Source organism: Rhodanobacter sp. Root179 (genome assembly GCF_001428465.1).
Taxonomy (GTDB): Bacteria; Pseudomonadota; Gammaproteobacteria; order Xanthomonadales; family Rhodanobacteraceae; genus Rhodanobacter.
In genome coordinates this window covers 1-19968 of record NZ_LMHR01000064.1, presented here as the reverse complement: position 1 = coordinate 19968, position 19968 = coordinate 1, and the positions used below count along the sequence as shown (strand labels likewise).

The following is a 19968-nucleotide window of genomic DNA, read 5'->3' as shown; positions in this document are numbered from 1 at the left end:
GGAGTCGTCATCCATGGTTAAAACGACAACAACTCTACGGAGGACGGGAAATGTTTGAACTGATCGATAAACTCGCACCCAATGCAGTCATCAAGGTGATCGGCGTGGGCGGCGGCGGTGGCAATGCCGTGGCGCACATGCTCAACGCCAACATCGAAGGCGTCGACTTCGTCGTCGCCAACACCGACGCCCAGGCGATGACCAGCTGCGGCTCGCGTACCCACCTGCAGCTCGGTGGCAACGTGACCAAGGGTCTCGGCGCCGGCGCGAACCCCGAGGTCGGCCGGCAGGCCGCGCTGGAGGATCGCGAACGGATCGAGGCGATGCTGGAAGGCGCCGACATGGTGTTCATCACCGCCGGCATGGGCGGCGGCACCGGTACCGGCGCCGCGCCGGTGGTGGCGCAGCTGGCCAAGGAGAAGGGCATCCTGACCGTGGCCGTGGTCACCAAGCCGTTCCCGTTCGAGGGTCGCCGGCGCATGCAGGTCGCCCTGAAGGGCATCGAGGACCTGTCGCAGCACGTCGACTCGCTGATCACCGTGCCGAACGAGAAGCTGCTCAGCGTGCTCGGCCGCGAGGTCACCCTGCTCAACGCGTTCAAGGCCGCCAACGACGTGCTGCAGGGCGCCGTGCAGGGCATCGCCGACCTGATCACCGCTCCCGGCCTGATCAACGTCGACTTTGCCGACGTGCGCACCGTGATGTCGGAGATGGGCCTGGCGATGATGGGCTCGGGCACCGCCCGCGGCGACGATCGCGCCCAGGCCGCGGCCGAGGCGGCGATCAAGAACCCGCTGCTGGAAGACGTCAACCTCAACGGCGCCTGCGGCATCCTGGTCAACGTCACCGCCGGCCCGAACCTCACCATGCGCGAGTTCGACGAGATCGGCCGCATCATCCACGACTTCGCCAGCGAAGACGCCACCGTGGTGATGGGCACCTCGCTCGACCCGGAAATGAAGGACGACGTGCGTGTCACCGTGGTCGCCACCGGCCTCAACCGGGCGATGGCCTCGCGCCAGCAGCCGCCGATCCGCATGGTGGAAACCAGCCAGCAGGTGCAGATGCGTCCGCGCCCGGTGGTTTTGCGCACCGGCACCGGCAATGAGGTGGTCGACTATGCCCAGCCGGACGTGGTGCATTCGAACCAGGGCAGGACGGAACCCTCGGCACCGGCGAAGCATGCCGAGCCCGGCTTCGACTACCTGGACATTCCGGCGTTCCTGCGCCGCCAGGCCGACTGAAGAGGTGACTTCCGGCAGGCTGACTTCCGACAGGTTCAAACTGTCCGGGGAGATGCGAAAGTATTGAACAAATCCGCGTTGGGCCGGTCACTGCAGGACTCACCGGGCTCGTCGCCTGCCGATGGCAGGGCGGCGGATTCGGGTGTCCCGGCCGGTACACGCAGGTCTGGTCACGCTGCCGGTAGTGCGCCGTGATACCGCAACAAGACTGTGCATCAGGACGATGCACGGCCTGTCACCAGGGCTTTGCCGTGATGGCAGGTCCGATGTCCCGTGCCGGATTCCCGTCCCAGGCACGGGGCGTCGTGTCGTCGCCGTTCTCCTCGGGAAATCAGATGGATACCCGTCGCTTCAGGGATGAAGGAACCATGAAGGCATAATCAGACTGTACGGTACGGTTTGCTTTTACCACAGGTTAAAACTGTGTTAGCATCCGCCCCTGATTGGCTGCTGCCTACACAGGTACCAACAAAAATGATCAAGCAGCGTACCCTCAAGAACATCATCCGGGCGACCGGTGTCGGCCTGCATACCGGCGACAAGGTCTATATGACCTTGCGTCCCGCAGCGCCCAATACCGGCATCGTGTTTCGACGAACGGATCTCGATCCGCCGGTCGACATCCGCGCGCGAGAGGATCATGTCGGCGACACCCGCCTGTCGACCACCTTGGTCAATGGCGACGTGCGCGTCTCCACGGTCGAGCATCTGCTGTCGGCGATGGCCGGACTGGGCATCGACAATGCCTATGTCGACTTGTCTGCGCCGGAAGTGCCGATCATGGACGGCAGCGCCGGTCCCTTCGTGTTCCTGCTGCAGTCCGCCGGCATCGAAGAGCAGAATGTGGCCAAGCGCTTCATCCGCATCAAGAAGCCGGTGAAGGTGCAGGAAGGCGACAAGTGGGCCAGCTTCGAGCCGTTCGAAGGCTTCAAGGTGGGCTTCTCGATCGACTTCAACCATCCGATCATCAGCCAGCGCACCTCGCGTGCCGAGATCGACTTCTCCACCACCTCCTTCGTCAAGGAAGTGAGCCGCGCCCGCACGTTCGGCTTCATGCGCGACATCGAGATGCTGCGCGAACACAACCTGGCGCTGGGTGGCTCGATGGACAACGCCGTGGTGCTGGACGACTACCGCGTGCTCAACGAGGACGGCCTGCGTTACGAGGACGAGTTCGTCAAGCACAAGATCCTCGATGCGATCGGCGACCTGTACCTCCTCGGCCACAGCCTGATCGGCGCCTATCACGCGCACAAGTCGGGTCATGAGCTGAACAACAAGCTGCTACGCACGCTGATGGCCGATGCCTCGGCTTGGGAAGAGGTCAGCTACCAGGACGACCCGGCCACCTCGCCGATCTCCTACGCCCATCCCGCCCAGGCGATCTGAGCCGACGCCGCGGCAGCGGCGCTCCCGTCAAAACGAACGGCCGTGTCTCGCGACACGGCCGTTTTTGTGATGGTCGTCACATTTTATCCGCGGGCCGCTTCACGCCCCGACGACATCCCGGCTTATTCCTTAACAAAGTGCATGCTATAAACCTCACACCGAATTGACGGACGGCGACTTCAGTCCGCGTCGGCAACAGGGGAATCAGCGGTTTCGGCGAAGGACGCCAGCTCAAGGAACAGTGCCCGCAATTCGGGGTCTGTGAATGACGCGGCGGCCGCCACGAGGTGGGCGGCGGCGGCAGGCGAAAGCGGTTTTGACCGATCCGGTGGCGTTGCGGCCGGTGGTTGGGGGACCACTTTCACGGTGACTGAACTGGCGCGCGTGCCGATGGCATGTGCGGCGGCAAGGATCTGTGTCTGCATCAAGCGCAGGCGCGATGCCCAGCCCGGTGAAGACGCCAGGAAGACGAGGCGGTCGTGGCGCAGGTTGGCGAATCTCACCTGCTCGCGCAACGGCGATGGCAACGTCTGGCGCAATGCGCGATCCAGCGCTTCCAGCGACTCGGCCTTCTGGGCCAGGGTCGCGAAGGAGCCGCAATCGACAAGTGACTTCGGTCCGTTGTCGCGGCGGCGGGAAGTGGCCGGGGTAACGCGTTGCATGGTGCCGGAAATCGATCTTGGAAAGACATGCAAATCATACTCGTATCACGTGCCCGGAAATTGCCGCAAACCCTTGACCTGGCGAACCGGCGCCTGCGCTGGAAGCTCTTCGCCGTGGCTTCGGTGGCGGTGCTGGCCTGCATGAGCGCCGGCGTGGCGCTGGCCCTGCTGGTGGCCAGTCCGCGGGATCGTTCGTTGGCCGAGATCCACGCCTTGCAGCAGGAGATCGGGCAACAGAAGGCCCAGTTGGGCACCGTGCGCGAGGACGCCCGACGCGGGCTGGACGCGCTGGCCGTGAAGCTGGGGCAGCTGCAGGCCCAGTCGACCCGCCTGAACGCGCTGGGCGAACGCCTGGCCGAGGTCGGCAAGCTGGACAGCGGCGAGTTCAACTTCGACCAGCAACCCGCGGTGGGTGGTGTCGAGGATGCCAGCGGCACGGCATACGCGCTGCCGCCCTCGCTGGACAGCGGCATCAACCAGCTGGCCGGCCAGTTCGATCGCCAGCAGGCCCAGTTGTCGGCGTTGCAGAGCCTGCTGCTGGACGCCAAGATCGAATCGAATCTGAAACCCACCGGCATGCCGGTGCCCGGCTACATCTCCTCGTACTTCGGCGTGCGCGCCGACCCGTTCGACGGCCATTCGGCGCGGCACACCGGCATCGACATCTCGACGCCCCTGGGTACTGCCGTGCACACCGTGGCCGAAGGCATGGTGACCTTTGCCGGCGTGCGCAGCGGCTACGGCAAGGTGATCGAGATCGACCACGGCAACGGCTACATGACCCGCTACGCCCACAACAGCGCGCTGGAAGCCCGTCCGGGCCAGCACGTGCAGGTCGGCGACGTGATCGCCAGGGCCGGCTCCACCGGTCGCTCCACCGGCTCGCACGTGCATTTCGAAGTCTGGTACGACGGCCGCGTGGTCAACCCGCTGGCCTTCGTGCGCAATCACCGCTGAGTCTTTTCCGGCGGTTCCCGCCACTTGAATCGGGCGCCCGCCGGCGCCATTCAGGATGGCGGGTGCGGCATCTGCTGCTGCCTGCATCCCCTCCAGCCGGCCTGACGGGCAGTGCCGAGCGGGCATGTAGTAACATGCCCGATTGGCCCGCGCCTGTGGCGGGCGTTTCAACTCTCCAACCCGGAAAATCGATGTTCAATCGTGCCCTGACGAGCCTGTTTGGTAGCCGCAACGAACGCGTGCTGCGCCAGATGTCCAAGAGCGTCAACCGCATCAATGCGCTGGAGCCGGAGTTCGAGAAGCTGAGCGACGACGAGCTGCGCGGCAAGACCGACGAGTTCAAGCAGCGCGTCGCCGCCGGTGAATCGCTGGACAAGCTGCTGCCGGAAGCTTTCGCGGTGGTGCGCGAGGCGGCCAAGCGCACGTTGGGCATGCGCCATTACGACGTGCAGATGATCGGCGGCATGGTGCTGCACCAGGGCAAGATCGCCGAGATGCGCACCGGCGAAGGCAAGACCCTGGTCGGCACGCTGCCGGTGTACCTCAATGCGCTGGCCGGCATGGGCGTGCACGTGGTCACCGTAAACGACTACTTGGCACGGCGCGACTCGGCCCAGATGGGCAAGCTGTACAACTTCCTCGGCCTGGCCGTGGACGTCGTGTATCCGGGCATGGACCACGCCGACAAGTACGCCGCCTACCGTGCCGACATCACCTACGGCACCAACAACGAATTCGGTTTCGACTACCTGCGCGACAACATGGCGCTGAGCAAGGAACAGCGCTACCAGCGCGGCCTGCATTACGCCATCGTCGACGAAGTCGACTCGATCCTGATCGACGAGGCGCGCACGCCGCTGATCATTTCCGGCCCGGCCGAGGATTCCCCGCAGCTGTACCTGGCGGTGAACAGGATCGTGCCGCAGATGATCCGACAGGCCGAAGAGAACGGCAGCGGTGACTACTGGGTCGACGAGAAGCAGAAGCAGGTCCACCTGTCCGAAGAGGGCATGCAGCACGCCGACGAGCTGCTGCGCGCGGCCGGCGTGATCGACGAAGACAGCGGCCTGTACGACTCCAAGAACCTGGCGGTGGTGCACCACCTCAACGCCGCGCTGCGCGCCAACGGCATCTACCAGCGCGACGTGGACTACATCGTGCGCGACGGCGAGGTGATCATCGTCGACGAATTCACCGGCCGTACGCTGGCCGGCCGGCGCTGGTCCGACGGCCTGCACCAGGCGGTCGAGGCGAAGGAAGGCGTGCCGATCCAGCGCGAGAACCAGACGCTGGCCACGGTGACGTTCCAGAACCTGTTCCGCATGTACAAGAAGCTGGCCGGCATGACCGGCACGGCCGACACCGAGGCGTTCGAGTTCCAGAGCATCTACGGCCTGGAGGTGGTGGTGATCCCCACCCACAAGCCGATGATCCGCAAGGATAACCCGGACATGATCTTCCTGTCGCAGACGCCGAAGTACAACTCGGTGATCGAGGACATCAAGGATTGCCACAAGCGCGGCCAGCCGGTACTGGTCGGCACCACCTCGATCGAGGTGTCCGAGCTGCTGTCCGGGCTGCTCAACAAGGCCGGCGTGACGCACGAAGTGCTGAACGCCAAGCAGCACGAGCGCGAAGCACACATCGTGGCCCAGGCCGGTGCGCCGGGGCAGGTCACCATCGCCACCAACATGGCCGGTCGCGGTACCGACATCGTGCTCGGCGGCAGCCTCGAGGCTGCGCTGGCGGGCTTGCCGGAAGGCGCCAGCGAAGTCGATCGCGCCCGCGTCAAAGCCGAATGGAAGAAGCTGCACGAGCAGGTGCTCGCCGCCGGCGGCCTGCACATCATCGGCACCGAACGCCACGAATCGCGGCGCATCGACAACCAGCTGCGTGGCCGTTCCGGCCGCCAGGGCGACCCGGGTTCCTCGCGCTTCTACCTGTCGCTGGAAGACAACCTGCTGCGCATCTTCGGCGGCGAAGGCCTGGTGCGCTGGATGAAGCGCTTCGGCATGAAGGACGACGACGCGCTGGAAGATCGCATGATCAGCCGGCAGATCGAGAAGGCGCAGCGCAAGGTCGAGCAGCACAACTTCGACATCCGCAAGCACCTGCTGGAATTCGACGACGTCGCCAACGACCAGCGCAAGGTGATCTACCGCCAGCGCGACGAGTTGCTGGATGGCGAGGAAGTGCAGGCGACCGTCGCCGACATCCGCGAGGACGTGGTGCAGTCGATGGTGCGTGCCTACGTGCCGGACGAGAGCATCGACGACCAGTGGGACCTGGCCGGGCTGGATCGCGAGCTGGAAAGCGAACTGGGCCTGTCGCTCGACCTGAAGTCGTGGATCGAGCAGCAGCACGAGGTCGACGCGAAGATGATCCTCGAGCACGTCCGTGGCGCGGTGAACGAGCTGTTCCAGGCCAAGGAAGCGCAGATCGGTGCCGAAACCATGCGCCAGCTCGAGAAGCACATCATGCTGACCGTGGTGGACAACGCCTGGAAGGATCACCTGGCCAGCATGGATTACCTGCGCCAGGGCATCTATCTGGTCGGCTACGCGCAGCAGGACCCGAAGCAGGCGTTCAAGCGCGAGTCGTTCAAGCTGTTCTCCGGCATGCTCGAACGGATCAAGGGCGAAGTGATCCAGATGCTGGCGCGCATCCGTATCCGCAGCGAAGAGGAAGTGGCGGCGATGGAGGCCGAGCAGCAGCGTCTGGCTGACCGCCTGCAGCAGCAGATGCTGGCCACGGGCGGCGGCGCGCCGCCGGCCGGTGCATTCGGCGGCGACTCTGCTGACGATTCCGCCGTCGGTGCCGGAATCCGCATGGCGCCGCAGGCGGATGGCCCCAAGGTCGGTCGCAACGAACCCTGCCCCTGTGGCTCGGGCAAGAAATACAAGCACTGCCACGGCCAGCTCGCCTGAGTTGTCGCGACAGTCCCCATGAAAAACCCCGCCGCGGCGGGGTTTTTTCTTGGCTGGAGGCGGACGCGAATCAGTCTTCGCCGCCGGGCGGCCGTTTCCGGTGCGGTTCCGCGTCGACCGTGACGTAGCGGGGTTCGTCGCCGTCCAGCTGCAGCGCGGTGAGTTGTCCACCCCAGACGCAGCCGGTGTCGATCGCGTGCACGCCCAGTCCGGCGAAGCGACCCAGTGCCGACCAGTGACCGCAGACGATGCGGGTATCGCGCTTGCGCATGCCGGGCACCGAGAACCAAGGATACAGGCCCGGCTTCTGCGTGCCGGGAACGCCCTTGGCATCGAAGTCGATGCGGCCGTTGACGTCGCAGTAGCGCATCCGGGTGGTGGTGTTGATGGTGGCGCGCTGGCGATCCAGTCCCTGCAGGCGCGCCGACCACACCGCCGGCCGATTGCCGAACAGGTTGCGCAGCAGGCGCGGGTGACGCGGGCTGGACAGTTCGCGCTCCACGTCCTGGGCGGCCCGCAATGCCTGGCGCAAGGTCCACATCGGGGCCAGCCCGGCATGCACCATGGTCCAGTTGAGCCGCTCGTCGTGGTGCACCAGTTTCTGCGAACGCAGCCATTCGAACAGCACGGGCGCGTCGTCGGCGAACAGCACTTCGCGCAACTCGGGATTGACCCGCGCCTGCGCGTCCGGGCGGCGCTGCGAGATCGCCAGCAGGCTGAGGTCGTGGTTGCCCAGGGTGATGATGCTGGACTCGCGCAGGCCGTGAATCAGCCGCAGCGTGTCCAGTGACTGCCCGCCGCGGTTGACCAGGTCGCCGCAGAACCACAGCTGATCCTGCGCCGGATCGAAGCGCAACTTTTCCAGCAGGCGTTGCAATTCGGGATAGCAACCCTGCACGTCGCCGATTGCGTACGTCGCCATGTCAGTCCTTGACCATCAATGCAGCGTACGCGGAATGGACAGGGTGAAAGTCGGGATCGGCGCCTCGAATTCCGTGCCGTCGTCGGCAAGCATCTGGTAGCTGCCGCCCATGGTGCCCACCGGCGTTTCCAGCACCGCGCCGGAGGTGTATTCGAAATCGTCGCCCGGGCGCATCCACGGCTGTTCGCCGACCACGCCTTCGCCGCTGACTTCCTCGACCTTGCCGTTGGCGTCGGTGATCATCCAGCGTCTGGCGAGCAGGCGTGCCGGCATCGCGCCGGCATTGCGCAGGGTGATGGTGTAGGCGAAAACGTAGCGATTGTCACCCGGCTTGGACTGGTCCGGAACAAAGCGGGTCTGGACCTGCACGTCGATCGTGTAGGAAGGTTTTTCAGTCATGCCGCGATTGTACGGCCTGCCGCCGTGATTGGGTGGCGTTGCCTCGGGTGAGTCGATCAGCGATCGCCGTAGACCTTGGCCAGTCGCACGAAATCCGCCGGCGCCAGCGTCTCGGCGCGGGCGCGCGGATCGACGTCGGCGCGGCGGATCGCATCGGCATCGAGCAACTGTGCCAGGGCATTGGACAAGGTCTTGCGGCGTTGTCCGAACGCCGCCTTGACCACGCTGTAGACGTGTTCGGGTCGCGCGTCGTGCAGTTCTTCCGCAGGCAGCGGCAGCAGGCGTACCACCGCCGAGTCCACCTTCGGTGGCGGCCGGAACGCTTCCGGCGGTACCTCGAACAACGGCTCCACGCGGCACGCCAGCTGCAGCATCACCGACAGCCGTCCATACGTCTTGCTGCCGGGCTCGGCCGCCATGCGGTCGACCACTTCCTTTTGCAGCATGAAGTGCATGTCCTGGATGGCGGCGGCATGTTCGACGCAGTGGAACAGGATCGGACTGGAGATGTAGTAGGGCAGGTTGCCAGCGATGCGCAGACGGGAGACGCCGTGGCTGTGCGCCATCGCGGTGAAGTCCACCTTGAGCACGTCGGCATGGACGATGTGCAATTCACCCGCGCTGGCGGCGCGGGCCTGCAGGCCGGGGATCAGGTCGGTGTCCAGTTCGATCGCGGTAAGCCTGCGGGCAGCGGCGAGCAACGGCAGGGTCAGCGCTCCCTCGCCCGGCCCGATCTCGACCACGAAATCCTCGGTGCGCGGTTTGATCGCGCTGACGATGCGATCGATGTAGCGACCGTCGTGCAGGAAGTGCTGGCCGAAGCTTTTCTTGGGGCGCGCGTTCATCAGGCGGATGCTTCCGGGGAAAGTGGCCCTTCACCGCGCGCTTCGCCCCACGGGGAAGCGGAGGGACGAGCGACGCTGCGTGCCACCAGTTCCATCGCCATCTTCGCCGCGGCGATCAGGCTGGATGGGTCGGCCCTGCCGCTGCCGGCCAGATCCAGCGCGGTGCCGTGGTCGACCGAGGTGCGGATGAACGGCAGGCCGAGGGTGAGGTTGACGGTGCGGTCGAACGCTTCGCTTTTCAGCACCGGCAGCGCCTGGTCGTGATACATCGCCAGCACCGCGTCATAGCCCTGGCGTTGCGCCTGCACGAACGCGGTGTCGGCCGGCAGCGGCCCGATCAGCTGCATGCCTTCGCGGCGCAAGGCCTCGATCACGGGGATCAGCGTGTCGATCTCCTCGTGGCCGAGGTGGCCGGCTTCGCCCGCATGCGGGTTGAGGCCGAGCACGGCGATGCGCGGCGAGGCCAGGCCGAATTTCGTCTGCAGCTCCGCATGCACGATGCGCAGCGTGCGGGTGAGCGTGGCCGGCGTGATCGCGGCAGGCACGGCCGCCAGCGGCAGATGGGTGGTTGCCAGCGCCACCCGCAGTTCCGGGCTGGCCAGCATCATCACCACGTCGGCATGGGCGCGCTCGGCAAAGAACTCGGTGTGTCCGCTGAAGCGGATGCCGGCGTCGTTGATCGAGGCCTTCTGCAGCGGCGCGGTGACCACGGCGGCATAGCGCCCCGCCATGCAGCCGTCTGCCGCTTCGCCAAGCGTGTCCAGCACGTGGCGGGCGTTGCGTGGATCGGGTCGACCCGGCACTTCGTCGACCGCCAGCGGCACATGCCGCACGCGCAATGTGCCGGGCTGGCGTTCGGTGGCGTCCGAACCATCGTCATCGATCAGCGTGATCGGGACCGCGCAGCGCAAGGCCGCACGCCGCAGCAGGCTGCTGTCGGTGATGGCGACGAGGTTGGCCGGCAGGGACGTGGCGGCCAGCCGGATCAGCAGTTCGGGGCCGATGCCTGCCGGCTCTCCGGCGGTGACCGCGAGCCGGGGCAACGGCACGGCGTCCAACTGCGCTTACGGCGACTTGGCGGACTGGTCGTCCGCGCTGCGCAGCTCGGGTACCAGCACGTTGATGTAGGCGTTGGAACGCAGGTCACGCAGATAGTCTTCGTATGTCTGCTCGGACTTGCGGGTACCGATCGCCTGGCGTGCCTGGTCGCGGGCGAGCTGTACGGTCTGGTCGCTTTGGCGCTCCCCCAGTTTCTGCAGGATGTGCCAGCCGGCCTGGCTCTGGAACGGCTTGGACACCTCGTTGTCTTTCAACTGGTCCAGCTGGTTGGCGATGGTCTTGCCCCAGGCCTCCTTGGGGAACCAGCCCATGTCGCCGCCGACGTTGGCCGACGTATCGTCCTTCGAGTATTCCTTCGCCAGGGTGGCGAAGTCCTCGTGCTTGTCGACGATGCGCTGGTACAGGTCGCGGGCCTTCTGCTCGGCCTGCTCCGGCGTCACCAGCTCGCTGGGGCGGATCAGGATCTGCCGGGCATGCAGTTCGGTGACCATCTTGCGGCTGCTGTCGCGCTGACCAACGAGCTTGAGGATGTGGAAGCCGGTCGGGCCGCGCAGGGCGGGACTGACGTCACCCGGCTTCATCGTGGCGATGGAATCGGCAAACGCGGGCGGGATCTCGTCCAGTCGGCGCCAGCCAAGGTCGCCGCCCTCCAGCGCGTCCGATGCGTCGGAATAACGGATCGCTGCCGCGTTGAAATCCATGCCGCCCTTGATCGCGGCCAGTGCCGCCCCGGCCTTGGCCTGGCTGGCCTGGATGGCCGCGGCGTCACCGCCGGCCGGAATGCTGATCTGGATATGCGCCAAGTGCACTTCGCCGGACTTGTAGGTCGGGCTGCTGAGCAGGTTGTCGATCTCGCTGTCGCTGATCGTGACCGCGTCCTGCACCACGTTCTGGTGCAGTCGCTGCACGGTGATCTGGTCGCCGATCTGCTCGCGGAAGGCCGCGAAGCTGCTGCCGCTGCGTTCGACCTCGGTACGCAACTGGTCGATGCTGAGATTGTTCTGCTGCGCCACGCCCTGAATGGCCTGGTCGATGTCGGCGTCGGACACGCGAATGCCCTGATCCTGTGCTTTCTGGATCTGCAGCCGCATCAGCACCAGCCGGTTGAGCACCTGCTGCTGCAGCACGTTCATCGGCGGCAGTTGCTCGGTGTGGCCGGCATACTGCTGCTGCACCGAGAGCACGGCGTCGTTCAGCTGGCTCTGCAGGATCACGTCGTCGTTGACGACGGCCACGATCCGGTCCAGCGGCTCGCTGGCCGGGGCTGCCGGGGTCAGCAACTGGGCGTGAGCGGGCAGGATGATCGCAAGCGCGAGCAGGAGGGATGCGAAGGTTTGCTTCATCAGTGGAAAGCCTGGTCGCCGCAGCGATTGTGTTTATTGATAGCCGAGAATATCACGGCGCAGCAGGGGGTCGATCTGGCCACCGGTGGAACCCAGGCCCTTGAACACCACTTCGAACATCACCGCGTTGTCCCGCCGATCGAGCCTACCGGCCGTCGCGATCGGGCCAAAACCGTAATACGCCTGGTTGACGTAGCTGCGCCCGACCAGGCGCAGCGACACGCAGCAGCTGTCGTATTCCACGCCGGCCAGCGCGTCGATGCTCTGGCGATCCTTCACCGAATACGTCCACGCGCCCACCAGCCGCCAGCGCTCGGACACCGGGTAGACCACGGAGGCGTTGTATTGTTCCAGCAGCCCGCGACGGTAGCGGTAGGAGAAGTTGAAGATGCCGTCCGTGCCGATCCGGCGCTGCAGTTCCAGCACCCCCATGTCGGTGAGCCGGCTGTTCGGGCTCCACTGGTACGAGCTGGCGAGGCGCCAGCGGTCATTCAGGCGGATGTCGAGCTGGGCCACGTAGTCCGAGCGGGTCCAGTCGGTGGGGGGCACCACGCTGTTCTGGCCATTCGGCAGCTGTACCCGTTGCGGGCTGAAGTAGTGGATCTGGCCAAGACTGGCGGACAGCCGCTCCACGCCGCCCTCGTCGAGCAGGCGCGTGGTGAGGGCCGCGGTGAGGTTGTTCGCATCCATCTGCCGGTCGGCACCGGAGAAGCGGTTCGGCGAGAACAGCTGCCAGTAGTCGAACGTCATCGCGTTGGTGTTGAACAGCGGCAGGTTGTCCTGGTTGCGATACGGCACGTACAGGTAGTACAGCCGCGGCTCCAGGGTCTGCGTATAGCTGTTGCCGAACAGCGAGGCAGCCCGATCGAACACCAGCCCCGAGTCCAGACTGACCACCGGCAGCGAGCGGCTCGGCGACTTGTCGGTGAACGGCGTGCCGACGCCGCTGCCCAGCAGGCCGGCATAACCGTAATCCTGGTAATCGCCGTCGAGCTGGTAGGCGGTGTAGCGCCAGGCCACCTTCGGCCGCACGAACCAGGCCGAGCTGCCGAAGTCGGCAGCGAGATAGGGATAGAGATCCTCGCGCTGGCCCTCGACATAACCGGTCTTGCGGAAGGCGACTGCCTCGCTGTCCAGGCCGAGCTCCAGCCAGCGCGACAGCGGCACGTCCATGCTGAAACGGGCGTAGGGTAGTTGCCGGTACGGCAGGCCACGGTCGGTGATGAACGGATTGACGTTCTGGTAGATCGTGCCGCCGACCGAGGCGTCCCACCACTTGCCGGAACCCACCAGGGCGGCGTTGGAGGACAGTGTATAGATCGCGCTGTGACTCAGGCTGTCGCCGAAGTCGTACAGGTAGCTGGCGTCCGAGGCGTGGTTGTACGAGCTGACGAACTGCCAGCCCTTCCACAATTGCGTGCGATCGGAGAACTGCACCAGATAGCGCGAATCACCCCGGGTGTCGGCCAGCCCGTCGCTCTCGCCGTGATCCCTGGGCACATACTGCGCGTTGAGCCGGCCGGTGCTGCCGGGCACCAGGTAGCGGAACTCGCCGCCCAACATCGCGCCCCGCGCGCTGTAGTAGCGCGGGTCGAGCGTGGCGTCGTAGTTCGGCGCCAGGTTGAGGTAGTACGGCGTGCTGATTTCGTAGCCGGAGCGTCCGCTGTGGCCGATGGTCGGATACAGGAAGCCGCTCTTGCGCCGGTCATCGATCGGAAAGCTGAAATACGGCAGATACAGGAACGGCACCTTGCCCACGCGCATGGTGGCGTTGCGCGCCACGCCGACGCCATTGACCTTGTCGATGGTGATCGACTTGGCGCGGAATTCCCACACGTGATGACCCACGTCGCAGGTGGAATAGGTGGCCTGCGAATAGCGCGTGTGCTGCGCGTCCAGCATCTGGCCCTGGCTGGCGGTGCCGTTGCCGCGCGCGTCGAGCATCTGGTAGCGCACATCGTTGGCGACGCCGTGGCTGGCCTCGGTGTTGCCGCGCATGTGCGAGGCGGCCAGCAGCTGCCCCGCGTCCTGATAGCGTACGTTGCCGCTCGCGTCGTAGTCGGTGCTGCCGTTGTTGTAGTCGATGCGGTCGGCGCGCAACAACTGGTCGGCGCGCTCCAGCCGCACGTCGCCGCTCAGGTGGTAGACCGACTGGTTGGAGCTGTCCACGTGCCGTGCCTGCACCTGGGTCGGGCTGGTGTCGCGCAGGCTGCTGTCCCGCATCAGGCTGGGGTCGTAGAACTCCAGCAGGGCATTCGGGCGGCACATCGCGTAGTTGAGTGGCCGCGGGGCGCAGTGGAACGAGCCCAGCGGGCAGGCCAGATCGGCCGCTCCGGATGCATCGCTGGTGGCCGGGCTCTGGCCGCTGCTGGCGTCGGCCTGACCGCCGATCAGGGCGAGTGCGGCGGCAACCGCCAACAGGCGGCGTGGAGGTAGCTTGCGCGTCACGGGAAATCTGCCGGCTTCGAAGGCTCGTTAAGCTAACAGAAAGCCCCCCTCGGCGGCAGATGCTGGCGTTGCCGGAAGCGGCCGGGATTCAGCGTGTGAAGGCCAGCCATGGGGATGGCGGAGGCTTTCAATCCATCAGCGCGGCGACGTGTGCGCTGCTGCTGGCAGCCAGCGCCGCCAGGTCATAGCCGCCTTCCAGCGAGGAAACCAGTCGGCCGCCGGCGTGCGTATCGGCCAGCGCGACCAGTCGCTCGGTGATCCAGGCATAGTCCTCGCTGCCCAGCCGGATGTCGGCCAGCGGATCGTTGCGATGGGCGTCGAAGCCGGCCGAGATCAGCACCAGCTGCGGCTTGAACGCATGCAGTCGTGGCAGCAGCACGCCGTCCCACAGTTCGCGGAATTCATGCGAGCCAGCGCCGGGCGAAAGCGTGCCGTTGACGATGTTGCCGACGCCGCGCTCGTCCTCGTAACCACTGTCCGGATACAGCGGCGACTGGTGGCTGGAGGCGAACAGCACGCGCGGCTCGCGCTCGAAGATGTCCTGGCTGCCGTTGCCGTGGTGCACGTCGAAATCGGCGATCGCCACCCGTTTCAGCTTGTGCGCGGCCAGCGCGTGGGCGGCGCCCACCGCGATGTTGTTGAACAGGCAGAAGCCCATCGAGCGGTCGGCGGTGGCATGGTGGCCCGGCGGACGCACCGCGCAGAACGCGCGCCGGGTCGTGCCGCCCAGCACCGCGTCGACCGCCGCCACCACCGCGCCGGCCGCACGCAACGCGGCCTCGGTAGAGCCGGCGCCCATCACCGTGTCCTGGTCCAGCGCCAGCATTTCGCCGGGCGGCGGGCCGGCCAGGATTTCCGCGACGTGGGCGGCACCATGCACGCGCAGCAGTTGTTCACGGGTGACCGGCGGCGCCTCGATGCGATCGAGCGCGGCGAAGCGGTCATGGTCCAGCGCCTGCAACACCGCGCGCAGCCGCGACGGCCGCTCGACGTGGCCCGGGCCGGGGTCGTGCTGCAGGCAGGCGGGGTGCGTGTACAGCCGCAGCATGCGGCGATTCAGGCGGACGGCTTGGGCTTGCGCCGACGCTCGTGCTGCCACAGCACTTCGCCGTGGCCGCTGGCACGCGCCAGCACGCGCGAGATCACGAACAGCAGGTCGGACAGCCGGTTCAGGTAGCGCTGCGGCTGGCTGCGGACCTCTTCCACCCGGGCCAGCGCGATCACCTCGCGCTCGGCGCGGCGGCACACCGTGCGCGCCAGATGGCCGCAGGCCGCGGCCATGCCGCCGCCGGGCAGGATGAATTCCTTCAGCGGCGGCAGCGGTTCGTTGAGTTCATCCAGGATCGACTCCAGCCGGCTGATGTCGCTGTCCTCGACCATCGCCATGCCGGGAATGCACAACTCGCCGCCCAGATCGAACAGGTCGTGCTGCACCTGGGTCAGCGCCTCGCGCACCTCGTCGGTGACGCCTTCGGCGGCCAGCAGCATGCCGATCGTGCTGTTGAGTTCGTCCACCGTGCCGTAGGCGGTGACCCGCTGCGAATCCTTGCCGACCCGCGAACCGTCGCCGAGGCCGGTGGAGCCGTCATCGCCGGTGCGGGTGTAGATCTTCGAAAGACGGTTGCCCATGCGGGGGAGATCAGTGGCTCAGGCCGGTCCGGTCCGACTGGCGCAGCGTGCGCGCCAGCAGCGTCACGCCCACGTGCAGCACGGCACCGATGCCGACATACAAGGCGGTGGTGGCCAGGAACGGCAGGTCCCAGTCGCCCAGGTTGGCGAACCAGCTGCCGAAGCTGCGCGGCAGCGGCACGCTGTGGCTGAGCCAATAGAAGCTGCCGTTCGAAATCAGGTAGCACAGCGTTTCGCTGACGAGCAGCGACACCGCGGCCAGGCCGAGCGTGGTCAGGCTCAGGCCGGACTGGTGGCGGGCCAGCCAGCTGCCGCCCATCCACAGCGCGGCGAAATACACCGGCATGAACCAGTACGCCGGCGATACGCAGTAGTGGCTCCAGAAATCGAGCCCGCTGCTGGTGATCGCGAAAAAGTCGACCAGTACCGCGGTGGCGATCAGCAGCGGGAAGGCCCAGCGGGCGGAGCCGCGCAGCCAGAAACCGGCCAGGAAGAAGACGCCCCACGAGGCGTCGGGCAGCGCGCCGAAATGATGCAGGCGGGTAGCCACCATCACCAGGGCCAGCAGCAGGAAGATGCCGATGCGTTGGTTCTGCGTCTTGGCCATGGGGGACTCCGTGTAGGCGACTGGACAGACCGCTAGTCTAGCCGAACGTGCTGCGCCGCAGACAGCACCTGCGGGTATCATCGACGAATGGACGTCTCCGAAATTTCCCCCGGCAGCGAAACCGGCGTGCTGATCATCGGCGGCGGCCTGGTCGGCGCCAGCCTGGCGATCGCGCTGGATGCGGCCGGCATCGCCGCCACCCTGGTCGAGACGGCGGCGCCGCGCGCCGACGCGCAGCCCAGCTACGACGAACGCAACCTCGCGCTGGCCAGGGCTACCGTCAACGGGCTTGACGCGATCGGCGTCTGGCGTCACGCCGCCGCCCGCGCCACGCCGATCCGGCACATCCGGGTCAGTCGCGCCGGCGAGTTCGGCAGCGCCCGCATCGACGCCGACAAGCAAGGCGTCGATGCGCTGGGCTGGACCCTGCCGGCACGCGAGCTGGGCCTGGCCCTGCTGCGACGGCTCGACGAATGCACCCGGCTGACCCGGCTCGCTCCCGCGACGCTGTCCGCGCTGGAGCCGTTGGCCGATGGCTGGCGCGCCCACATCGACATGGCGGACGGCCCGCGCAGCATCGACACGCCGCTGCTGGTCGGCGCCGACGGCACGCACTCGTTCGTGCGCGCCCGGCTCGGCATCGAGGCCGAGCATCACGATTACCGGCAAAGCCTGTTCGTGTGCACGGTCACGCCCGAACGCGAGCACGCGAACCGCGCCTTCGAGCGTTTTTCCGACGACGGCCCGATCGCCATGCTGCCGCTGGCCGAGCGCCGCTGCGGATTGGTGCTCACCGTTTCGGCGGACGAAGCCGACGCGGTGGCCGCGCTGGACGATGCCGGCTTCCTCGACCTGGCCCAGCGTCGCTTCGGCTGGCGGCTGGGTCGCCTGACGCGGCCGGGCAAGCGCCATCCTTACGCGATCCATCGCGTGGCCGCCACGCAGCTCGTCGCGCCGCATGCGGTGCTGGTCGGCAACGCCGCGCAGACCGTGCATCCGATCGGCGCGCAAGGTTTCAACCTGGGCTTGCGCGACGCGTTGACCCTGGCCGAGCTGGTGACGGCGGCGACCGATCCGGGCGATCCCGCCCTGCTTGCGGCCTACGCGGCGCGCCGCGCACCGGATCGCAAGGGCACCATGGCGATGAGCCACGGCCTGGTCCGGCTCGCCTGCCTGGAGCAACCGCTGCTGGCGCCGTTGCGCTCGCTGGCGCTGCTGGCCTGCGACCGACTGCCGCCGTTGCAACGGGCGCTGGCGCGGCGCGGCATGGGTTTTCGCGGTGAACCGCCACGGGCGGTGCTGGAGCGCCTGCCATGAATGCATCCGTCCAGGAACTGGCGCCCCGGCGTCGTCCACCCGCGCTGGACGTGGCGGTGGTCGGCGGCGGCATGGCCGGTGCCGCCACCGCACTGGCGCTGGCCCGCGCAGGCTTTAACACGGCCCTGCTGGAGGCGCGCGCGCCGGCGGCGTGGGATGCGCAGGCCGAGGTGGACCTGCGCGTGGTCGGGCTGGCGCCGTCCTCGGTGGCCCTGCTGGATGATCTGGACGTCTGGACGTCCATTCGCGAAGCGCGCGCGGCGCCGTATGTCCACATGCACGTCTGGGACGCCGAAAGCGGTGCGACGATCGACTTCGACGCCGCCAGCGAAGGACGCGACCTGCTCGGCCATATCGTCGAGAACTCGCTGGTGCAGTGGACGCTGTGGCAGGCCCTGCAGTCGGCCGGCGTACGCGTGATGTGCCCCGCCGAGGTGACGGCGTTCGAGGCGCGCGAGGATCGCATCCAACTGGAGTTGGCCGGTGGGGAAACCCTGTCGGCGGCCCTGCTCGTGGCCGCCGATGGCGCTGCTTCGCCGCTGCGCCGGCTCGCCGGCATCGGCACCCGTGGCCGCGATTACGCGCAGCGCGCGGTGGTGGCGCACGTGACGACCGAACGACCGCACCAGGCCACCGCGTGGCAGCGTTTCCTGCCCGGCGGCCCGCTGGCCCTGTTGCCGTTGGCCGACGGTCGCAGCTCGATCGTGTGGTCGCTGCCGGAAGCCGAGGCCCGGAGGGTGCTGGCGCTGGACGAGCCCGCGTTCCTCGATGAACTGGGCGTGGCCAGCGACTTCCGGCTGGGCCGGATCATCGCGAGCACGCCGCGCGCCGGATTCCCGCTGAAACTGCAGCTGGCCGAACGCTACCAGGCCGAGCGCCTCGTGCTGCTCGGCGATGCGGCGCACACGGTGCATCCGCTGGCCGGGCAGGGCGTGAACCTGGGCCTGCGCGACGTGGCCGAATTGCGCGACGTGCTGGTCGACGCCCGCGCCGCCGGTCGCGATATCGGCGCGGTTCACGTGTTGCGCCGCTACGCACGCCGCCGGCGCAGCGCCGACACGCTGGACGCGCTGGGCTTCGACGCACTGGCGCGGGTCTATGCGTGGCAATCGCCGGCGCTGGTGGCCGCGCGAGGACTCGGCGTGCGTGTGCTGGATCGCCTTGCGCCGTTGAAGCGGCGACTTTCGGAACACGCTGCCGGGTATTGAAACCTTTGCTCCTCCCTCTGCTCGCAGGGGAGGGGTCAATCAATCCGCGTCAATCAACCCGCGTCAATCAACCCGCGCCAATCAACCCACGGAGAATCATCATGCGCATCTCCCGACTCTGCTGCCTGCTGGTGCTTGCCGGTTCGAGCTTCGCCCTGCAGGCGAAGATGGTGCACCGTCCGGTCGAATGGACCCAGGACGGCACCCGCTTCCACAGCGTGCTGGTGTACGACGATGCGTCGACGGCGCAGCGGCCAGGCCTGGTGATGGTGCCGAACTGGTACGGCATCAACGATGTGGCCGTAAAGAAGGCCGAAATGATCGCCGGCAGGGACTACGTGATCCTGCTCACCGACATGTACGGCGCCAGCGTGCGCCCCCAGGTGGGCAATGCGGCGCAGGCGCAGGCCGCGGTGAAGCCGCTGTACGGCGACCGCGCGCTGATGCGCAAGCGGATCAATGTGGCGCTGGACCAGTTGAAGGCGCAGGCGGCGAGCGCGCCGATCGACCTGAAGAAGCTGGGTGCGATCGGTTTCTGCTTCGGCGGTTCGGCCGTGCTCGACCTGGCCCGCAGCGGTGCCGATGTCGCCGCGGTGGTGTCGTTCCACGGTGGGCTGGACACCGACAACCCGGCGCTGGCGAAGAACATCAAGGCCCGCGTGCTGGCGATGAACGGCGCCGACGACAAGGGCACCATGCCGGACGCGGACAAGTTCATGGACGAAATGCGCATGAGCCCGGCCGACTGGCAATTCGTGGTGATCGGCCACGCCGTGCACTGCTTCACCGAGGTGGGCGAGAACTCGCCCGGTTGCCGCTACGACGAACGTGCCGCCACCCGCAGCTACCGCCTGATGCACGACTGGCTGCGCGCCGCGTTCGCGGGCACGCCGTAGGGGTTTCTGGCGCTTGCTGAAAGACCTTTGGAGCGGAAAGCATCAGGAGCCAGAGCTTTCGTCTGCCTACGGCAGCCGAGCCACCTTTCTCTGAGTGGCCAGAGAAACGTGGCCCA

General features: G+C 67.0%; 17 protein-coding genes. 7 read left to right on the top strand and 10 right to left on the bottom strand.

Going from position 1 to position 19968, the window contains the following annotated elements:
* Window positions 1–50 precede the first annotated feature (50 nt).
* Together ftsZ and lpxC are read left to right on the top strand one after the other, a co-directional pair.
* On the top strand, window positions 51–1244 hold the full coding sequence (gene ftsZ, locus ASD82_RS05985) for a cell division protein FtsZ (RefSeq protein ID WP_056716821.1): 1194 nt from the start codon (window positions 51–53) through the stop codon (window positions 1242–1244).
* 474 nt (window positions 1245–1718) lie between these two features.
* Window positions 1719–2633 carry a UDP-3-O-acyl-N-acetylglucosamine deacetylase gene (gene lpxC / locus ASD82_RS05980; RefSeq protein ID WP_056716819.1) on the top strand — a complete coding sequence of 305 codons (915 nt, stop codon included), beginning with the start codon at window positions 1719–1721 and terminating at the stop codon, window positions 2631–2633.
* 179 nt (window positions 2634–2812) lie between these two features.
* Here the strand turns inward: lpxC and ASD82_RS05975 are convergent, their stop codons facing one another.
* Window positions 2813–3295: a DUF721 domain-containing protein gene (locus ASD82_RS05975; protein ID WP_056716817.1), complete on the bottom strand. Its 483-nt coding sequence runs from the start codon at window positions 3293–3295 to the stop codon at window positions 2813–2815.
* Window positions 3296–3322: 27 nt separating this feature from the next.
* Between ASD82_RS05975 and ASD82_RS05970 the strand changes: the two genes are divergently transcribed.
* Window positions 3323–4252, top strand: coding sequence for a M23 family metallopeptidase (locus ASD82_RS05970; RefSeq protein WP_056716816.1), 930 nt, complete (start codon window positions 3323–3325; stop codon window positions 4250–4252).
* A gap of 191 nt (window positions 4253–4443) precedes the next feature.
* Window positions 4444–7179 carry a preprotein translocase subunit SecA gene (secA, locus tag ASD82_RS05965; RefSeq protein ID WP_056716814.1) on the top strand — a complete coding sequence of 912 codons (2736 nt, stop codon included), beginning with the start codon at window positions 4444–4446 and terminating at the stop codon, window positions 7177–7179.
* Window positions 7180–7249: 70 nt separating this feature from the next.
* On the opposite strand, the gene ASD82_RS05960 is transcribed toward secA, so the two are convergent.
* From ASD82_RS05960 to ASD82_RS05920, 9 genes are all read right to left on the bottom strand, one after another.
* Window positions 7250–8101, bottom strand: coding sequence for a symmetrical bis(5'-nucleosyl)-tetraphosphatase (locus tag ASD82_RS05960; protein WP_007809415.1), 852 nt, complete (start codon window positions 8099–8101; stop codon window positions 7250–7252).
* 15 nt (window positions 8102–8116) lie between these two features.
* Window positions 8117–8500 (bottom strand): Co2+/Mg2+ efflux protein ApaG, encoded by a 384-nt coding sequence (gene apaG, locus ASD82_RS05955; protein ID WP_007809417.1) that lies wholly within the window; start codon window positions 8498–8500, stop codon window positions 8117–8119.
* A gap of 56 nt (window positions 8501–8556) precedes the next feature.
* Window positions 8557–9345 (bottom strand): 16S rRNA (adenine(1518)-N(6)/adenine(1519)-N(6))-dimethyltransferase RsmA, encoded by a 789-nt coding sequence (gene rsmA / locus ASD82_RS05950; protein ID WP_056716812.1) that lies wholly within the window; start codon window positions 9343–9345, stop codon window positions 8557–8559.
* Window positions 9345–10394 (bottom strand): 4-hydroxythreonine-4-phosphate dehydrogenase PdxA, encoded by a 1050-nt coding sequence (pdxA, locus tag ASD82_RS05945; protein WP_056716879.1) that lies wholly within the window; start codon window positions 10392–10394, stop codon window positions 9345–9347. The genes rsmA and pdxA overlap by 1 nt, the downstream gene beginning before the upstream one ends.
* Window positions 10395–10409: 15 nt before the next feature.
* Complete coding sequence (locus ASD82_RS05940; protein WP_056716811.1) at window positions 10410–11747, bottom strand: peptidylprolyl isomerase; 1338 nt, start codon at window positions 11745–11747, stop codon at window positions 10410–10412.
* A 33-nt stretch (window positions 11748–11780) separates the two neighbouring features.
* Window positions 11781–14195, bottom strand: a complete 2415-nt coding sequence (gene lptD / locus ASD82_RS05935; protein WP_056716809.1) for an LPS assembly protein LptD — start codon at window positions 14193–14195, stop codon at window positions 11781–11783.
* Window positions 14196–14322: 127 nt separating this feature from the next.
* Window positions 14323–15243 carry a histone deacetylase family protein gene (locus ASD82_RS05930; protein ID WP_056716807.1) on the bottom strand — a complete coding sequence of 307 codons (921 nt, stop codon included), beginning with the start codon at window positions 15241–15243 and terminating at the stop codon, window positions 14323–14325.
* An 8-nt stretch (window positions 15244–15251) separates the two neighbouring features.
* Window positions 15252–15824, bottom strand: coding sequence for a cob(I)yrinic acid a,c-diamide adenosyltransferase (locus ASD82_RS05925; RefSeq protein WP_056716804.1), 573 nt, complete (start codon window positions 15822–15824; stop codon window positions 15252–15254).
* A gap of 10 nt (window positions 15825–15834) precedes the next feature.
* A complete protein-coding gene (locus tag ASD82_RS05920) occupies window positions 15835–16431 on the bottom strand; it encodes a hypothetical protein (protein ID WP_056716803.1) in 597 nt (198 codons plus the stop codon).
* An 87-nt stretch (window positions 16432–16518) separates the two neighbouring features.
* Here ASD82_RS05920 and ubiH point away from each other — a divergent pair, with 87 nt between their 5' ends.
* The 3 genes from ubiH to ASD82_RS05905 all read left to right on the top strand — a co-directional run bounded on the left by ubiH (window position 16519) and on the right by ASD82_RS05905 (window position 19852).
* A complete protein-coding gene (gene ubiH, locus ASD82_RS05915; protein ID WP_056716801.1) occupies window positions 16519–17748 on the top strand; it encodes a 2-octaprenyl-6-methoxyphenyl hydroxylase in 1230 nt (409 codons plus the stop codon).
* Window positions 17745–18956, top strand: a complete 1212-nt coding sequence (locus ASD82_RS05910) for a UbiH/UbiF/VisC/COQ6 family ubiquinone biosynthesis hydroxylase (protein WP_056716799.1) — start codon at window positions 17745–17747, stop codon at window positions 18954–18956. The genes ubiH and ASD82_RS05910 overlap by 4 nt, the downstream gene beginning before the upstream one ends.
* A 101-nt stretch (window positions 18957–19057) precedes the next feature.
* Entirely contained in the window at window positions 19058–19852 is a 795-nt protein-coding gene (locus tag ASD82_RS05905) for a dienelactone hydrolase family protein (RefSeq protein WP_056716796.1), read from the top strand.
* Window positions 19853–19968 lie beyond the last annotated feature (116 nt).